This is a genomic window from Streptomyces sp. NPDC086077 (assembly GCF_040686175.1).
Classification (GTDB): domain Bacteria; phylum Actinomycetota; class Actinomycetes; order Streptomycetales; family Streptomycetaceae; genus Streptomyces.
In genome coordinates, this window is record NZ_JBFBJT010000029.1 from 21,707 (window position 1) to 36,720 (window position 15,014).

Consider the following 15,014-nt stretch of genomic DNA (forward strand, 5'->3'; position numbering starts at 1 on the left):
GTTCACGCAACGAAGCGAGTGCGTATGCAAACCCCCACATATCTGTCCGCCGAGCTACGGCTCCCCACCAACTGGCTCGACTACACGATCCTCGGCATCTACTTCGTCGTCGTCCTCGGCATCGGCTTCGCCGCCCGCCGGTCGGTGAGGACCAGCCTCGACTTCTTTCTGTCCGGCCGCTCGCTGCCCGCCTGGGTCACGGGCCTCGCGTTCATCGCCGCCAACCTGGGCGCCACCGAGATCCTCGGCATGGCCGCCAACAGCGCCCAGTACGGCGTCTACACGACGCACTGGTACTGGATCGGCGCCATCCCGGCAATGGTCTTCCTGGGTCTGGTGATGATGCCGTTCTACTACGGCTCCAAGGTCCGCTCGGTCCCGGAGTTCCTCCTGCTCCGCTTCGACAAGGCGGCGCACCTTCTCAGTTCGGTCCTGTTCGCCTTCGCCGCCATCCTGATCGCGGGCGTCAACCTCTACGCGCTCGCGATCGTCGTGGAGGCGCTGCTCGGCTGGCCGGAGTGGGTGGCGATCGTCGTGGCGGGCTTCTTCGTGCTCGCCTACATCACCCTCGGCGGCCTCTCCTCGGCGATCTACAACGAGGTCCTGCAGTTCTTCGTGATCCTCGCCGCGCTGATCCCGATCACAGTGCTGGGCCTGAAGAAGGTCGGCGGCTGGGACGGCCTGACGAACACACTCACCGCCAGCCACGGCGACGACTTCGTGACCGCCTGGGGCGGCACGGGCATCGGCGATCCCAACCCACTCGGCGCGAACTGGCTCACCATCGTCCTGGGCCTCGGCTTCGTCCTCTCCTTCGGCTACTGGACCACGAACTTCGCCGAGGTCCAGCGCGCGCTGTCCGCCAAGAACCTCTCCGCGGCCCAGCGCACGCCGCTGATCGCCGCGTTCCCGAAGATCTTCATCGTCTTCCTGGTGATGATCCCCGGCCTGGTCGCCGCCGCGCTGATCCCCCGGTTCGGCACACCCGAGTCGGGCTACCAGTACAACGACGCGATCCCCTACCTGATGCAGGACCTGCTCCCCAACGGCGTCCTCGGCATCGCGGTGACCGGCCTGCTGGCGGCCTTCATGGCCGGTATGGCGGCCAACGTGTCGTCGTTCAACACGGTGTTCACGAACGACATCTGGGCGAAGTACGTGGAACGGGGCCGGGAGGACACGTACTACGTGCGCTTCGGCCGCCTGATCACGGCGATCGGCGTCATGGCCTCCGTGGGCACGGCGTTCCTGGCGTCGTCCTTCTCGAACATCATGGCCTACCTCCAGACGCTGTTCTCCTTCTTCAACGTCCCGATGTTCGTCGTCTTCATCATCGGCATGTTCTGGAAGCGCGCGTCGATGAAGTCGGGATTCTGGGGCCTGCTGGCGGGCACGACGGCGGCGATGGTCAACTACTTCGTCATCTACAAGCAGGGCATCATCGACATCCCCTCCGACCAGGGCGCCAACTTCGTCTCCGCGATCGCGGGCTTCGTGGCCGGCGCGGTGGTCATGGTGGCCGTCTCCCTGTTCACCGCCCCCAAGCCCGAACGGGAACTCCAGGGACTCGTCTACGGCACCCGCTCGCCCGGCATGGCGGAGCCGCCCGCGGAGGGCGACGACGCTTGGTACCGCAGGCCGGCGCTGCTCGGCTGGGGCGCGGTGATCCTGGCTGCCGCCTGCTACATCCCGTTCTCGTTCTGACCGCGAAGGACCACAAAACATGTCAGAGCACCCCGAACACCCCGAGTACTCCGAGAACGACGTCCAGCGCGAGGTCACCGAACTGGAGGGCAGGTCCGCGACGGCCGCCCGCCTCTTCGACATCCGCCGCATCATCGGCGGCCTGTTCGTCCTCTACGGCGTCATCGTCACGATCACCGGCCTCACCGACGGCGACGCCGCGATCGACAAGGCCGAGGGCATCAACATCAACCTCTGGACCGGCCTGGGCATGCTGCTCCTGGGCCTCTTCTTCCTCACCTGGCTGAAACTCCGCCCCACAGCACCCCCGCCTCCCCAGAAAACCCCCGAAAACCACTAACCACACCACGCCTGGGGCGGCCCCCGGCCCCAGGCGGCACACATGACCGCGGCTTGCGCGGCTGAGCCACGGAGCCGCGGTCGCGTACGGCGAGAAGGGGTCGTGTCGGGGGTGTCCGCCCGCAGCGGTCGGCGCGACAACACGGGCGAGTTGGTAAGTGACCGATTCCGCGCCGTTCCGAGGACGGACACCCCCGGCACGACCCCGCCCCCACCTCCCACCCGCAGGCGCTCCACGCACCGCCGCCGAACAGCCAGGGGCGCCGCAGGCATTCAGCCTTCGCCACGGTCCGGCAACGGCCCCGCCCGGTCCAGCAGCCCGGTGCGGGCCGCCAGGGCCGCTGCCTCCAGGCGGGACCCCACGCCGAGCTTCATCAAAACGCGCTGGACATGCGTGCGCGCCGTGGACGGCGCGATGCCCATGCCGGCCGCGATCAGCCGCGTATCCTCCCCCTCGGCCACCCGGACCAGCACCTCCACCTCCCTCGGCGTCAGCATCTGCAGCAGCCGCTGCCCCTCGTCGTCCGGCTGCGCCGCAGGGTTCAGCAGCTCACCGAACGCCCCCTGCAACAACTGCGGCGCCACCGCCGCCTCCCCCGCCCGCGCCTTCATGATCGCCCGCTCCACGCCCTCGATGCGCTCGTCGTGCCGCACATACCCGGACGCCCCCGCAGCGAACGCCGCCGCGATGCCCCGCGGACTCGGCACCGGCCCCAGCACCAGCACCGCCACCTGCCCCCGCTCCCGCTTGATCCGCAGCACGGGATCGAACGCTCCCGCCTCGGCCGGCGTCGCCGTCCCCCACAGGCACACCTCCGGCGCCCGCGCGATCACCAGCTCCGCCGCCCCCGCGGCCGGCGCCGCCGCGGCCAGCACCCGGTGCCCCCGCAGCTTCAGCGCCGAGGCCAGCGCCTCGGCGAGCAATCGGTGGTCGTCGACCACCATCAGCCGCACTCCCATCGAGCTCCCCCCAGTCCCCCCAATGGACGCCCACTATGGATGCCCAAAGGTCCCCACGGACAGACCCAGAACAAACACGGAACACACCAAGTCCAGCCCCCCGGACGACAGCCCCCCGGCATCGACGTCCGCCATGCCCCCGGAAGCTACACGCTTGTTCGACGTCGCGCTGCCTCTACTCGTGAGAAGTGCCCCGGATCGCCGAAATTCCGCTCATTCGAGGGGTGTTGAGCCTCAAGCATGTGGCCCCGCCCCTGGACGGGGACGGGGCCACACACCACCATCGCGAGTTGCCGAGACGTCAGCCACTCACACCGAACGCGATCGCGAGGTACTCGTCCCCACTCGCGGTCGACCCGCTGACGTACACCTCGGACATGTACAACCGCCCCTGGGCGTAGAGGACTTCGCCGTACTGCGGCGCCTTGCCGGACTCCACGTCCCGCACCGAGTCGGTCCCCGGGTTCTCCATCAGCTTGACCTGCTTGAAGCTGCCGCCGTCGATGCTGACGATCTGCCCGCCCTTGTTGTAGGGCCCGCTCTTGTACGCGATCACGTTCCCGCCGTCCATCCGCAGCGGCGTCATCGTGTACCCGTCCCCGGCGTCCGCCCGCTGCCCGGTCTGCTTCCCGGAAGCCAGGTCGAACGCGACGACCGAGTTCATCCGGCCGAAGTCACCGGTGGTGTCCTGCTCCTCCGTCGGCACGTAAATCCGGTCGTTGCCGACCGCGAGCCCGGTGCAGTCCTCGACCCGCGAGATCCCGTCGCACTCGGCGGCGTAGGAGTCACCCGGCGCCGAGATCCGCGCCCGCAGCTTGCCCGTCTTGTTGTCGACGGAGAAGAAGTCCGAGATGCCGCTGCCGTCCCCGGCGGAGTCACCCACGTCGGCCGCCACCACCAGCGGCTCGGTCGACACGACGCTGGCGTACTCGATGCCCTTGGTCATCTTGTACTCGGAGATCACCTTCCCGGACTTCGGGTCGATGGTCTGGATGTGCAGCTCACGCGCCTCGTACTGCCCGCACTTGCGCACCGCGACCAGCTTGGCGCCGCCGCCGTACCCGGCGTCGTAGCAGGTGTCACCGGGCTTCGGCGACCACAGCGACTTGCCGCTGGCGATGTCGAACGCGGCGCCGCCGCTCGTGCTGCCCACGGCGACCGTGCTCGCGCTCACGGTGACGTTGTCGAAATTGATCGGCTGGTCACCGGAGTTGGCGGTCTTCGTCCACAGCTTCTTGCCCGCGTTCAGGTCGATCGCGGCGACCTGGCTGCACCCCTCCGAGGAGTTCTTCGCGGGCATCCGGGGCTGGAAGACGACAGCCGTCCTCCCGTCCGCGGTCGCGTGCGGGGTGGCCTCGCAGACCGGCCCGGGCAGCGGGATCGTCCACAGCTCGGTGCCCTTTTCCCGGTCGTAGCCCACGATCTCGGCGACACCGGCCTTGGCGTACACCTTGTCGGTGAGCCAGGAGCCGGAGACGACCACGGAGTCGTCCTTGTCGACCTTGGGCGCCGGAATCTGGAACAGCACCCTGGAGTCGGGGTCGGCCGGCACCTTCTCGGAGCCCTTGGAGGAGCCCTCGTCGCCGCCGCCCTTGCCGTCACCCTTGCCGCCGCTGGAGCTGGCGGTGTCGTCCTTGCCGCCGTCGGCGGAGGACTTCGAGTACCAGACGCCGCCGCCGATGATCAGCGCGATCGCCACGACGGCGGCCACGATGATGGCCACCTGCGCGTTGAACTTCCCCCCGCCGCCGCCCGGCTGACCCGGCTGCGGGTGCATCGGCACGGTCGGCTGCGCGTAGGCCGGACCGGGCTGCCCGTACGGATGGGGCTGCGGCGGCGCCCCGGGGTAGCCGTACCCGGGCTGGGCCTGCGGCGGCTGCGGAGGAGTCGGCGGGCCCTGAGGGTAGCCGTACCCGGGCTGGGCCTGCGGCGGCTGCGGGTAGCCGTAGCCCGGCGGCTGCTGCGGCGGCGTGGGCGGCCCGGCAGGCTGCTGCGGCGCTCCGAAGGCGGGCGGCTGTTGCGGCGGCTGGTCCTGAGGCTGGGGCTGGGGCTGGGGCTGGGGTGAGCCGAACCCACCCCCCTGCGGAGGCTGGTTGGGCGGCGGAGGCGGCGGCTGCGTCATGACGTGGGTACCTCGGGGGGATGGGGACGGAACGAGTCGTGGGGGCGCGTCACTTGCCGTAGGCGAGCATCAGCTTTTCCTTGGCCTCGTCCTCGCCGGACAGCCGGGTGGTGGAGATGTAGAAGCGGCCGTCCACCCAGGCGATGTCCCGCGAGAAGAAGCTGTCCTCGACCTCCGCCGCGCCCGTGGGGTTCTGCAGCAGCTTGGTCGGCCGGTGGCTGCTGCCGGTCGTCGGGACGGAGACGATCTGGCCGCCCGCGTCGTACGACGGCTGGACGTAGGCGACGAGCTTGCCGCCCTCGACCTGGAGCGGGAGCATCGACTCGTCCGCCGGGGACTTCACGCGCCACTTCTCCTTGCCGGTGGCGAGGTCGATGGCGACGATCTCGTTGGCGCCGCCGGAGGCCTCGGTGGGCAGGTAGAGCGTGTTGGCGTCGGCGGCGACGCCCTCGCAGCCGGTCAGGTCGCGCTGGAGGACGGACCAGCCGCACTCGGGCGCGAAGCTCTCGTCGATCTTCACCTGGGAGCGGAAGCCGCCCTTGGCGTCCAGCGTCGAGATGTTCCAGGCGTCCTTGTCCTCGTTGGTGCTGTAGACCACCAGCGGGTCGACGGAGTAGGTACGCATGACCCGCCAGCCCTTGCCGAAGGCCTGGGTCCACTTGACCTTGCCGGTCCTCGGGTCCAGCTCCTGGATCTCGTCGTGCTCGTTGTCGGTGGCCGCACCGCAGGACGCGACGGAGATCAGCCGGGCCCCGCCCGCGAACGCGCTCGGGAAGCAGGAGTCGCCGTACTTCTTCTTGTCGAAGAGCTTCTTGCCGGTCCGGACGTCGTAGGCCGTGCCGGACTGCGAGCGGCCCACCATCAACGTGTCGCCGGTCAGGGAGAGTTCGACACTGAGCGCGCTGTCGAAGAGCGCGCCGTCCGCGACCTCGCCGCTCCAGCCCTTCTCACCGGTGTTGAGATCGATCAGCTGGATCTGGTTGCACTTGGCGCGGTCGCTGGCGCCGTTCATGTACGCCACGACGATCTTGTCGTCGGCCGTCTTCCCGGGGGTGACCGAGCAGATCTCCTGCGGGAAGGTGATCGTCTCCCACGTGGGGTTGCCGTCGCCCACGTCGTAGGCGACGAGTTCCTTGTACGCGGCCTTCACCGCCGTCTTGTCGGTGACCCACATGCCGGGGGCGTCGGCGCCGGAACCGGGGGCGTCGGGCGCCTCCTTGTACCAGAGCACCTTCGCCTCGCCCGCCTTGCGGCCCTCGTTGAGGTCGTCCGGGTCGGCGCCCCCGTCGCCGCTGCCGTCACCGGGGTTGACCGGGGCGTCGGACGCGGACGGCTTGGGGTCGTCGCTCTGCTGGGCGACCGGCTTCTTGTCGTCGCCGTCGCCGCCGGTCACGGCGTAGACGGTGCCGCCGACCAGCAGCAGCGCCGCCACCGCCGCACCGACGGCCAGCGCGGGCTTGCCCCGGAAGGGGTTGCGCGAGCCGGAACCCGGGGGCGTGCCGGGGGCGCCGGGGTACTGGGGCTGCGGGTAGCCGTAGCCGGGCTGGTGGCCGTAGGGGCCCGGCTGCTGCGGCTGGGCGTAGGGGCCCGGGGTGCCGTAGGGGCCGGGCTGCTGAGGCTGGCCGTACGGGCCGGGCTGCTGGGGATCGCCGTATCCCGGCTGGGGCGGGCCCTGCGGGGGCGGGGGCTGGGGTGGCTGCGCCGGCGGCGGGGGCGTGCCCTGCGACGGATCCTGCGGCGGGCCGAAACCACCGGACTGCCGCGGATCCTGCGGAGCGCCGAAGCCACCGCCTGGCGGCTGGTCCTGTGGCGCGCCGAAGCCGCCACCCGGCGGCTGGTTGGGCGGCTGGGTCATCAGTGGTTCCCCCTTGTGACTGATGTGGCGCCGCGCCCCTGGCGCTGCGTTTCCGCCACACCCACGATTCTCAGACGGTTCTCAGACCGCCCATTTCTATCACCCGGGGCCCACGACGAGCCGGGCCGGATGCGCCCCTGTTCCCAAGGGAGCACCGGCCCGTGATGCCCTTGTTACGCGCCTTCACGCCCCCTTCACGCGACGCGCGCGCCCTGCGCGCAGCGACGGGAACGCGCATGCCGTGCCGGGACTCAGGCGTCCTCGGCCAGCTCCAGCCACCGCATCTCCAGTTCTTCGCGCTCCCCGGCCAACTCGCGCAGCTCGGCGTCCAGTTCGGCCACCTTCGCGAAGTCCGTGGCGTTCTCGGCGATCCGTGAGTGGAGCTTCGTCTCGCGTTCGGAGACCTTGTCCAACTGGCGCTCGATCTTCTGGAGTTCCTTCTTGGCCGCGCGCTGGTCGGCGGCGCTCTTCTCGGCGACCTGTTTCACGGGGGCCGCCGGGGAGGCGGCCGCGGCGGCCTCCTCCATCTTCCGTCGCCGCTCCAGGTATTCGTCGATCCCGCGCGGCAGCATCCGCAGCGTGCCGTCGCCGAGCAGGGCGAACACACGGTCCGTGGTGCGCTCGACGAAGAACCGGTCGTGGGAGATCACGATCATCGAGCCGGGCCAGCCGTCGAGGACGTCCTCCAGCTGGGTCAGCGTCTCGATGTCGAGGTCGTTGGTGGGCTCGTCGAGGAAGAGGACGTTCGGCTCGTCCATCAGCAGCCTCAGCAGCTGCAACCGGCGCCGCTCACCGCCGGACAGGTCCCCGACCGGCGTCCACTGCTTCTCCTTGTTGAAGCCGAACGTCTCGCACAGCTGCCCCGCGGTCATCTCGCGCCCCTTGCCGAGGTCGACGCGCTCGCGCACCTGCTGAACGGCCTCCAGGACCCGCAGGGCGGCGTTCAGCTCGGTGACCTCCTGGGAGAGGTAGGCGAGCTTGACCGTCCTGCCGACGGCGATCCGGCCGGCCGCGGGCTGCGCCTCGCCCTCCGTGCGTGCCGCCTCGGCCATGGCCCGCAGCAGCGAGGTCTTGCCGGCGCCGTTGACGCCGACCAGGCCGATGCGGTCGCCGGGGCCGAGCTGCCAGGTGACGTGCTTGAGGAGCACCTTGGGACCGGCCTGGACCGTGATGTCCTCCAGGTCGAAGACGGTCTTGCCGAGCCGCGAGGACGCGAACTTCATCAGCTCGGAACTGTCCCGGGGCGGCGGCACGTCCTTGATCAGCTCGTTGGCGGCCTCCACGCGGAAGCGCGGCTTGGAGGTACGGGCGGGGGCGCCGCGGCGCAGCCAGGCCAGCTCCTTGCGGACCAGGTTCTGCCGCTTGACCTCCTCGGTGGCGGCGATCCGCTCGCGTTCGGCGCGGGCGAAGACGTAGTCGGAGTAGCCGCCCTCGTACTCGTAGACGTCTCCGCGCTGCACGTCCCACATGCGGGTGCAGACCTGGTCGAGGAACCACCGGTCGTGGGTGACGCAGACGAGCGCGGAGCGGCGCTCGCGCAGGTGCTGGGCGAGCCAGGCGATGCCCTCGACGTCGAGGTGGTTGGTGGGCTCGTCGAGGACGATCAGGTCCTGCTCGTCGATGAGCAGCTTGGCGAGCGCGATGCGGCGCCGTTCACCACCGGAGAGCGGGCCGATGACGGTGTCGAGGCCCTGCGGGAAGCCGGGCAGGTCGAGCCCGCCGAACAGGCCGGTGAGCACGTCGCGGACCTTGGCGTTGCCCGCCCACTCGTGGTCGGCCATGTCGCCGATGACCTCGTGGCGCACGGTGGCCGCGGGGTCGAGGGAGTCATGCTGGGTGAGGACGCCCAGGCGCAGCCCGCCGGAGTGGGTGACGCGGCCGGTGTCGGCGTCCTCCAGGCGGGCCAGCATCCTGATGAGCGTGGTCTTGCCGTCGCCGTTGCGGCCGACGACACCGATGCGGTCCCCTTCGGAGACGCCGAGGGAAATGCCGTCGAGGAGCGCGCGGGTGCCGTACACCTTGCTGACGTTCTCGACATTGACCAGGTTGACGGCCATTTCGCTCCTGCTCGCGGGGATCGGTCAGCCTCCCAGCCTAGGCCCTGTCGTCAAACGGCCGTCGTCCGCCCTGCGGCGTCCGGTGCGTGCAGCCGCAAGGCGGAGGAGGGAGTCGACGCGAGGGAGGTCCCGCCCGCGCGAGCGAAGCCGAGTGTGGAGGAGTCGGCGATCGACAGGGCCTGCCGCGCCCCGGGTCAGCCGCCGAGGACCGTCGCGCCCGGGGCCGGCCCCGACGCCGTGCGCACCGTCCGGCACGTGCCCGACGCGCTGAGCGCCCGCGCCACCTTCGCCGCGGACCCGGGGTCGCGGGCGAGGAAGGCGGTGGTCGGGCCGGAGCCCGAGACCAGCGCGGTGAGGGCGCCGGCGGCGCGGCCCGCCGCGAGGGTGTCGGCGAGGGCGGGGAAGAGGGAGAGGGCGGCGGGCTGAAGGTCGTTCGAGACCGTGGCGGCGAGCGCGTCGGGGTCGCCCTTGGCGAGGGCGTCGAGGAGGTCTGGGGAGGCGACGGGCACGGGGACGTGGGTGCCCTCGGCGAGCCGGTCGAACTCGCGGAAGACGGACGGGGTGGACAGCCCGCGGTCGGCCATCGCGAAGACCCAGTGGAAGGTGCCGCCGACGTCGAGCGCCGTCAGCCTCTCGCCCCGCCCGGTGCCGAGCGCCGCCCCGCCGACCAGGCTGAACGGCACATCACTGCCCAACTCTGCGCAGATCTCGAGGAGTTCTTCGCGGGAGGCGCCGGTGCCCCACAGCGCGTCACAGGCGAGCAACGCACCCGCGCCGTCCGCGCTGCCGCCCGCCATGCCGCCGGCCACGGGGATGTCCTTGGCGATGTGCACGTGGACGTCGGGGCTGCGGCCGTGACGCGCGGCGAGCGCCTGCGCCGCGCGGGCCGCGAGGTTCGTCCGGTCCAGGGGGACCTGGGCGGCGTCGGGTCCGTCGCAGGTGACGCGCAGCTCGTCGGCCGCGGTGACCGTGACCTCGTCGTAGAGCCCGACCGCCAGGAAGACGTTGGCCAGGTCGTGGTACCCGTCGGGGCGGGCGGCGCCTACCGCGAGCTGGACGTTGACCTTGGCGGGGACACGTACCGTGACGCTCACACGCTCTCCTTCGGGGATGCGGGGGCCGCTTCGCGCGCCGCCGCGGCCTCCGCGATGCGGGCGAACTCCTCGACCGTGAGGGACTCGCCGCGCGCCTGCGGCGAGACGCCCGCCGCGACGAGCGCCGCCTCGGCGGCCGCCGCGGAACCGGCCCACCCCGCGAGGGCCGCCCGCAGGGTCTTGCGGCGCTGGGCGAACGCCGCGTCCACGACGGCGAAGACCTCACGCTGCGAGGCGGTGGTCGCGATCGGCTCGGCGCGCCGGGTGAGGGACACGAGCCCGCTGTCCACGTTCGGCGCGGGCCAGAAGACGTTGCGGCCGATGGAACCGGCCCGCTTGACCTCGGCGAACCAGTTGGCCTTCACCGACGGCACGCCGTACACCTTCGAACCGGGCGGGGCCGCCAGCCGGTCGGCGACCTCCGCCTGCACCATCACGAGGGTGCGCTCGATGCTCGGGAAGGTGTCGAGCATGTGCAGCAGAACCGGGACCGCCACGTTGTACGGCAGGTTCGCCACCAGCGCGGTCGGCGCGGGCCCTGGCAGGTCGGTGACGCGCATCGCGTCGGAGTGCACCAGCGCGAACCGGTCGGCACGCTCCGGCATCCGTGCCGCGACGGTGGCGGGCAGCGCGGTGGCCAGCACGTCGTCGATCTCGACGGCGGTGACCCGCTCGGCCACCTCCAGCAGCGCCAGCGTGAGCGAGCCGAGCCCGGGCCCGACCTCCACGACCACGTCGTCGGGCCGGACCTGCGCGGTCCGGACGATACGGCGGACGGTGTTCGCGTCGATGACGAAGTTCTGGCCGCGCTGCTTGGTGGGCCGTACGCCGAGGACTTCCGCCAGCTCACGGATGTCGGCGGGACCCAGGAGGGCGTCGGGGGTGGGGCTGCTCACGGCGACAGCCTATCCGTGGCTGTCGCCGTGGCTATCCGTGCAGCCGCGCTCCGCAGTGCGGCCACGGGCCGGCGCCGCGTCGGGTGTACAGCTTCTTCGCGCGGTACGTCTGTTCCGCCGCCGGGGCGTCCTGGGGGCGGCCGGTGCCGCCGAGGCTGTGCCAGGTGCCGGTGTCGAACTGGTAGAGGCCGCCGTACGTCCCGGAGGGGTCCACGGCGCCCGGGTCGCCGCCGGACTCGCAGACGGCGAGGCCCTGCCAGTCGAGGTGGTCGGCGCCCTGGACCGAGGTGGGCATCGGTTTCGTGCCGACCTTCACGATGCGCGCGGTCGGCTCGCGCACCAGCTCGGTCCTGATCCGGCGCGGCTTCTGCCGGACCCCGTTGACGGTCCGCAGGGAGTACGTGACCCGGCGCAGCCCCGGCTGACCCGCCTGCTCGACCACCTCCGTGCCCTTGAAGACCGCCGGGTCCTCGACCCGCCGCACCTCGAAGGGGATCTCCTCCTCCCGGGTCTCCCTGCCGCCGGTGATCCGCAGCACGGTGACCGTCTGCCCGTCGCGCGGGAAGCTGCCCGGCGGGACGGAGGTGGTGTCCTGGCCGCGCAGGGTGACCCCGGCGGCCCGGACGGCCTCGTCGACGGTGGCGGCGTTGGTGCGGACGGTGCGGGCCCGGCCGTCCGCCATGACCGTGACGGACCGCTCGGTGCGCACGTCGAGGGCGAGACCGGCACGTCCGATGTGCTGCGAGCGCGCGGCGGACAGGTACGCGCCCTCCGCCCGCACGCCGAGCTGTCTGAGCGCCTCCTCGACCGTCCGTGCCGTCGTCCACACCTCCTGCCGGTGGCCGTCGAGGGTGAGCCGCACGGGGCGGCCGTAGCGCACGGCGATCTCGTCGCCGTGGCCGATCTCGGCGCCCGGCGCGGGCGTGATCATGTCGTGCGCGCCGACCTCGACGCCCTCCTCGGCGAGCAGCTCACCGACGTCGTCGGCGAAGGTGTGCAGTTCGCGGGGCTCGCCGTCGACGGTCAGCTCGACGGCCTTGTCCTCGGCGACGAAGGCGGTGGTGCCGCCGGCGAGGAAGGCGACGACCAGCGCCCGCGGCAGCAGGCGGCGCACGGAGGTGTCCGGGCGGTCGGCGGACCGTCCCCTGCGCCGGCGCGCGGCACGCCCGGCGACCCGGGGGCGGGCGACGGGGACCGCCGTCTCCGGCGTGCTCTGCCGGGGCACCAGCGGCTCGGCCGTCTCGTAGGCGGGCCGGTAGGTGTCGCCGGCCGCTGCCCCGTACGGGTCGTACGGGGCATAGGCGGCGTGGGTGGTGCCGTAGGGCAGCGTCGGCGCGCTGTGCACGTCCCACCCGTCGAGCCCGTCGTACCGGTCGGGGCCGTCGTACCGGTCGGGCCCGTCGTACGCAGGCGACGGCTCGTACGCCTCGAAGGTGTCGAAGGTCTCGTACGGCTGGTTGGTCCCGTATGTCTCGTACTGCGAGTTGCTCACGCCGACACGCTCCAGGGGCCGAGGGGTCCAGAGGGGTCCGGATCGGGCCCCCAGAACCTAGCGGAGCGTTCGTCACTCTCCAAAGCGACGCGACTACCCAGGGTGGCGCGTCACGGGTCAGTAGCCGAACGCGCGTGCGGTGTTCGCGCCGAGGGCGGTGGCCAGGGCGTCCTCGTCGATGCCGCGCACGGCGGCCATCGCGCGCACCGTGACCGGAACGAGATACGGCGCGTTGGGCCGTCCGCGGTAGGGCGCGGGCGTCAGGAACGGCGCGTCCGTCTCCACCAGGACCAGCTCCAGCGGGGCCACGGCCAGCGCGTCCCGCAAATTCTGGGCGTTCTTGAAGGTGACGTTGCCGGCGAAGGACATGTAGTACCCGGCGCGGGCGCACACCTCGGCCATCTCGGCGTCCCCGGAGTAGCAGTGGAACACCGTCCGCTCGGGCGCGCCCTCCTCCTTCAGGACCCGCAGCACGTCCGTGTGGGCGTCGCGGTCGTGGATGACCAGCGCCTTGCCGTGCCGCTTGGCGATCTCGATGTGGGCGCGGAAGGACCGCTCCTGTGCCGCCTTGCCCTCGGGGCCGGTGCGGAAGTAGTCCAGTCCCGTCTCGCCGACCGCCTTCACGTGGGCCAGCGCGGCCAGCCGCTCGATCTCGGCGAGCGCCTCGTCGAGCCCCGCGTCCCCGCCGGGCTCACGCGCCCCCTGCCGGGACCAGCCGTCTGGATCACCGTGCACGATGCGCGGGGCCTCGTTGGGGTGCAGGGCGACGGCCGCGTGCACGTTCTCGTACGCCGCCGCCGTCTCGGCCGCCCACCGGGAGCCGTTCACGTCGCAACCGACCTGCACGACCGTCGTGACCCCGACCGACGCGGCCTTCGCGAGGCCCTCCTCCACGGTGCCCGACTGCATGTCGAGGTGCGTGTGCGAGTCGGCGACCGGCACGGTCAGGGGCGGCGGGAGGGGCGGTGCGGCGTTCTTGTCGGAGGTGGGCATGCCCCGATCGTACGAGAGGGACACGCCCACGATCAGGTCAGCCCGCCTTGCGCTGGAAGACGTGCAGCAGGTCGGACAGGTGCCAGTGATGCTGCTCGTCGTGCACCCCGGCCTCCCCGGCAGGCCGGGGCACCGAGACCGGCCCGGCCGCCCCGGCGGCCGGCTGCCGCCGCCCTCCGTCACGCGCCGACGAGACCTGGCCGGCCCGCATGATCCGCACCACATGGCCGTCGCAGTGGTGGCAGCCCGGCCGGCTCAGCGGTGACGGCACGACCCGCCCGTCCGCCACGTACAGGACGAACTCGTGGCCCTCGCCATCGACGTGGTGCTCTATCTCGTACGACTGTTCCCATCCGTGCCCGCATCGCATGCAGGCGAAGGAATACGACTCGTTGACCACGGCGGTCGCCCCGTTGCGAAGGCCGGTGTGCCCTGCGATCTCGCTCATGCCAGCTCCTGTTGTCCGCTGGAGGAACGGGGTTGCGTTCCGTCACCCAGTGGACTCCCGGAGGAGACCGAAAGCACGCCGTCTGTCCAGTATTGGGAGGGACTTGGAGGTGTCTTGCCGTAAGGCCCGTCACCCTTTACCGGCGGTTGGCACTGGTTCGCGGCTCAGGGCACGCGTTTCGCGGCAACCACGGCGTCAAAGACCACCCGCTTGGGCACTCCCGCCTCCACGGCCACCGCCGCGATGGCCTCCTTGCGCCGCTCGCCGGCCTCCTCCCGGACCCGCACCCGCCGCACCAGCTCCTCGGGGCCGACGTCCTCCGGCCCCTTGTCGGCGGCACCCTCGACCACCACGGTGATCTCTCCGCGCACCCCCTCGGCCGCCCACTCGGCCAACTCGCCCAGAGCCCCTCGCCGTACCTCCTCGTACGTCTTGGTCAGCTCCCGGCAGACGGCCGCCCGCCGCTCCGCCCCGAACGCCTCGGCCATCGCCGCCAGCGTGTCGTCGAGGCGGTGCGGTGCCTCGAAATAGACCAGCGTCCGCCGCTCCCCGGCGGCCTCCCGCAGCCGTGACAGCCGCTCCCCCGCCTTGCGCGGCAGGAACCCCTCGAAGCAGAACCGGTCCACCGGCAGCCCGGACAGCGCCAGAGCGGTCAGCACGGCGGACGGCCCCGGCACGGCGGTGACCCGGACGTCCCGCTCCACCGCCGCGGCCACCAGCCGGTACCCGGGGTCCGACACCGAGGGCATCCCGGCGTCCGTGACGAGCAGCACCCGCGCTCCGCCCACCAGTTCCTCGACCAGCTCCGGCGTACGCGCCGCCTCGTTGCCCTCGAAGTACGACACCACCCGGCCCTTGGGCGTCACGCCCAGCGCCTGGGTCAGCCGGCGCAGCCTCCGGGTGTCCTCGGCGGCGACCACGTCGGCCCGCTCCAGTTCCTCGGAGAGTCTGGGCGGCGCGTCCGCGATGTCTCCGATGGGGGTGCCTGCCAAAACAAGGGTTCCTGTCACGTTTCCATCCTCGCAGGGGCCGTCCACGGGACTCCCACAGACGG

General features: G+C 71.7%; 12 protein-coding genes. 2 read left to right on the top strand and 10 right to left on the bottom strand.

The annotated features are described in order from the left end of the window. Nucleotides 1-24 precede the first annotated feature (24 nt). Together AB0O67_RS11590 and AB0O67_RS11595 are read left to right on the top strand one after the other, a co-directional pair. Nucleotides 25-1,704: a sodium:solute symporter family protein gene (locus tag AB0O67_RS11590; protein ID WP_365448713.1), complete on the top strand. Its 1,680-nt coding sequence runs from the start codon at nt 25-27 to the stop codon at nt 1,702-1,704. 19 nt (nt 1,705-1,723) lie between these two features. Next, entirely contained in the window at nt 1,724-2,044 is a 321-nt protein-coding gene (locus AB0O67_RS11595) for a hypothetical protein (protein ID WP_365448715.1), read from the top strand. Nucleotides 2,045-2,316: 272 nt separating this feature from the next. Here the strand turns inward: AB0O67_RS11595 and AB0O67_RS11600 are convergent, their stop codons facing one another. The 10 genes from AB0O67_RS11600 to rsmI form a co-directional block, all read right to left on the bottom strand. Beyond that, nucleotides 2,317-3,003, bottom strand: coding sequence for a LuxR C-terminal-related transcriptional regulator (locus tag AB0O67_RS11600; RefSeq protein WP_365448717.1), 687 nt, complete (start codon nt 3,001-3,003; stop codon nt 2,317-2,319). A gap of 301 nt (nt 3,004-3,304) precedes the next feature. After that, nucleotides 3,305-5,125, bottom strand: a complete 1,821-nt coding sequence (locus tag AB0O67_RS11605; protein WP_365448719.1) for a PQQ-binding-like beta-propeller repeat protein — start codon at nt 5,123-5,125, stop codon at nt 3,305-3,307. Between the two features lie 49 nt (nt 5,126-5,174). Further along, nucleotides 5,175-6,980 carry a PQQ-binding-like beta-propeller repeat protein gene (locus AB0O67_RS11610; protein WP_365448721.1) on the bottom strand — a complete coding sequence of 602 codons (1,806 nt, stop codon included), beginning with the start codon at nt 6,978-6,980 and terminating at the stop codon, nt 5,175-5,177. A gap of 251 nt (nt 6,981-7,231) precedes the next feature. Then, nucleotides 7,232-9,037 (bottom strand): ABC-F family ATP-binding cassette domain-containing protein, encoded by a 1,806-nt coding sequence (locus AB0O67_RS11615; protein ID WP_365448723.1) that lies wholly within the window; start codon nt 9,035-9,037, stop codon nt 7,232-7,234. Nucleotides 9,038-9,231: 194 nt separating this feature from the next. Next, entirely contained in the window at nt 9,232-10,131 is a 900-nt protein-coding gene (locus AB0O67_RS11620; protein ID WP_365448725.1) for a 4-(cytidine 5'-diphospho)-2-C-methyl-D-erythritol kinase, read from the bottom strand. Beyond that, a complete protein-coding gene (rsmA, locus tag AB0O67_RS11625; RefSeq protein WP_365448727.1) occupies nt 10,128-11,027 on the bottom strand; it encodes a 16S rRNA (adenine(1518)-N(6)/adenine(1519)-N(6))-dimethyltransferase RsmA in 900 nt (299 codons plus the stop codon). Before rsmA ends, AB0O67_RS11620 begins: the two co-directional genes overlap by 4 nt. 31 nt (nt 11,028-11,058) lie before the next feature. Continuing rightward, the gene (locus AB0O67_RS11630; protein ID WP_365448729.1) at nt 11,059-12,519 is read right to left on the bottom strand and encodes a ubiquitin-like domain-containing protein; all 1,461 of its coding nucleotides are present in this window, start codon (nt 12,517-12,519) and stop codon (nt 11,059-11,061) included. A gap of 117 nt (nt 12,520-12,636) precedes the next feature. Further along, the gene (locus AB0O67_RS11635) at nt 12,637-13,512 is read right to left on the bottom strand and encodes a TatD family hydrolase (protein ID WP_365448731.1); all 876 of its coding nucleotides are present in this window, start codon (nt 13,510-13,512) and stop codon (nt 12,637-12,639) included. 37 nt (nt 13,513-13,549) lie between these two features. Continuing rightward, a complete protein-coding gene (locus tag AB0O67_RS11640; protein ID WP_365448733.1) occupies nt 13,550-13,960 on the bottom strand; it encodes a hypothetical protein in 411 nt (136 codons plus the stop codon). A gap of 164 nt (nt 13,961-14,124) precedes the next feature. Then, nucleotides 14,125-14,970, bottom strand: a complete 846-nt coding sequence (gene rsmI / locus AB0O67_RS11645; RefSeq protein ID WP_365448735.1) for a 16S rRNA (cytidine(1402)-2'-O)-methyltransferase — start codon at nt 14,968-14,970, stop codon at nt 14,125-14,127. Between the last annotated feature and the right edge of the window lie 44 nt (nt 14,971-15,014).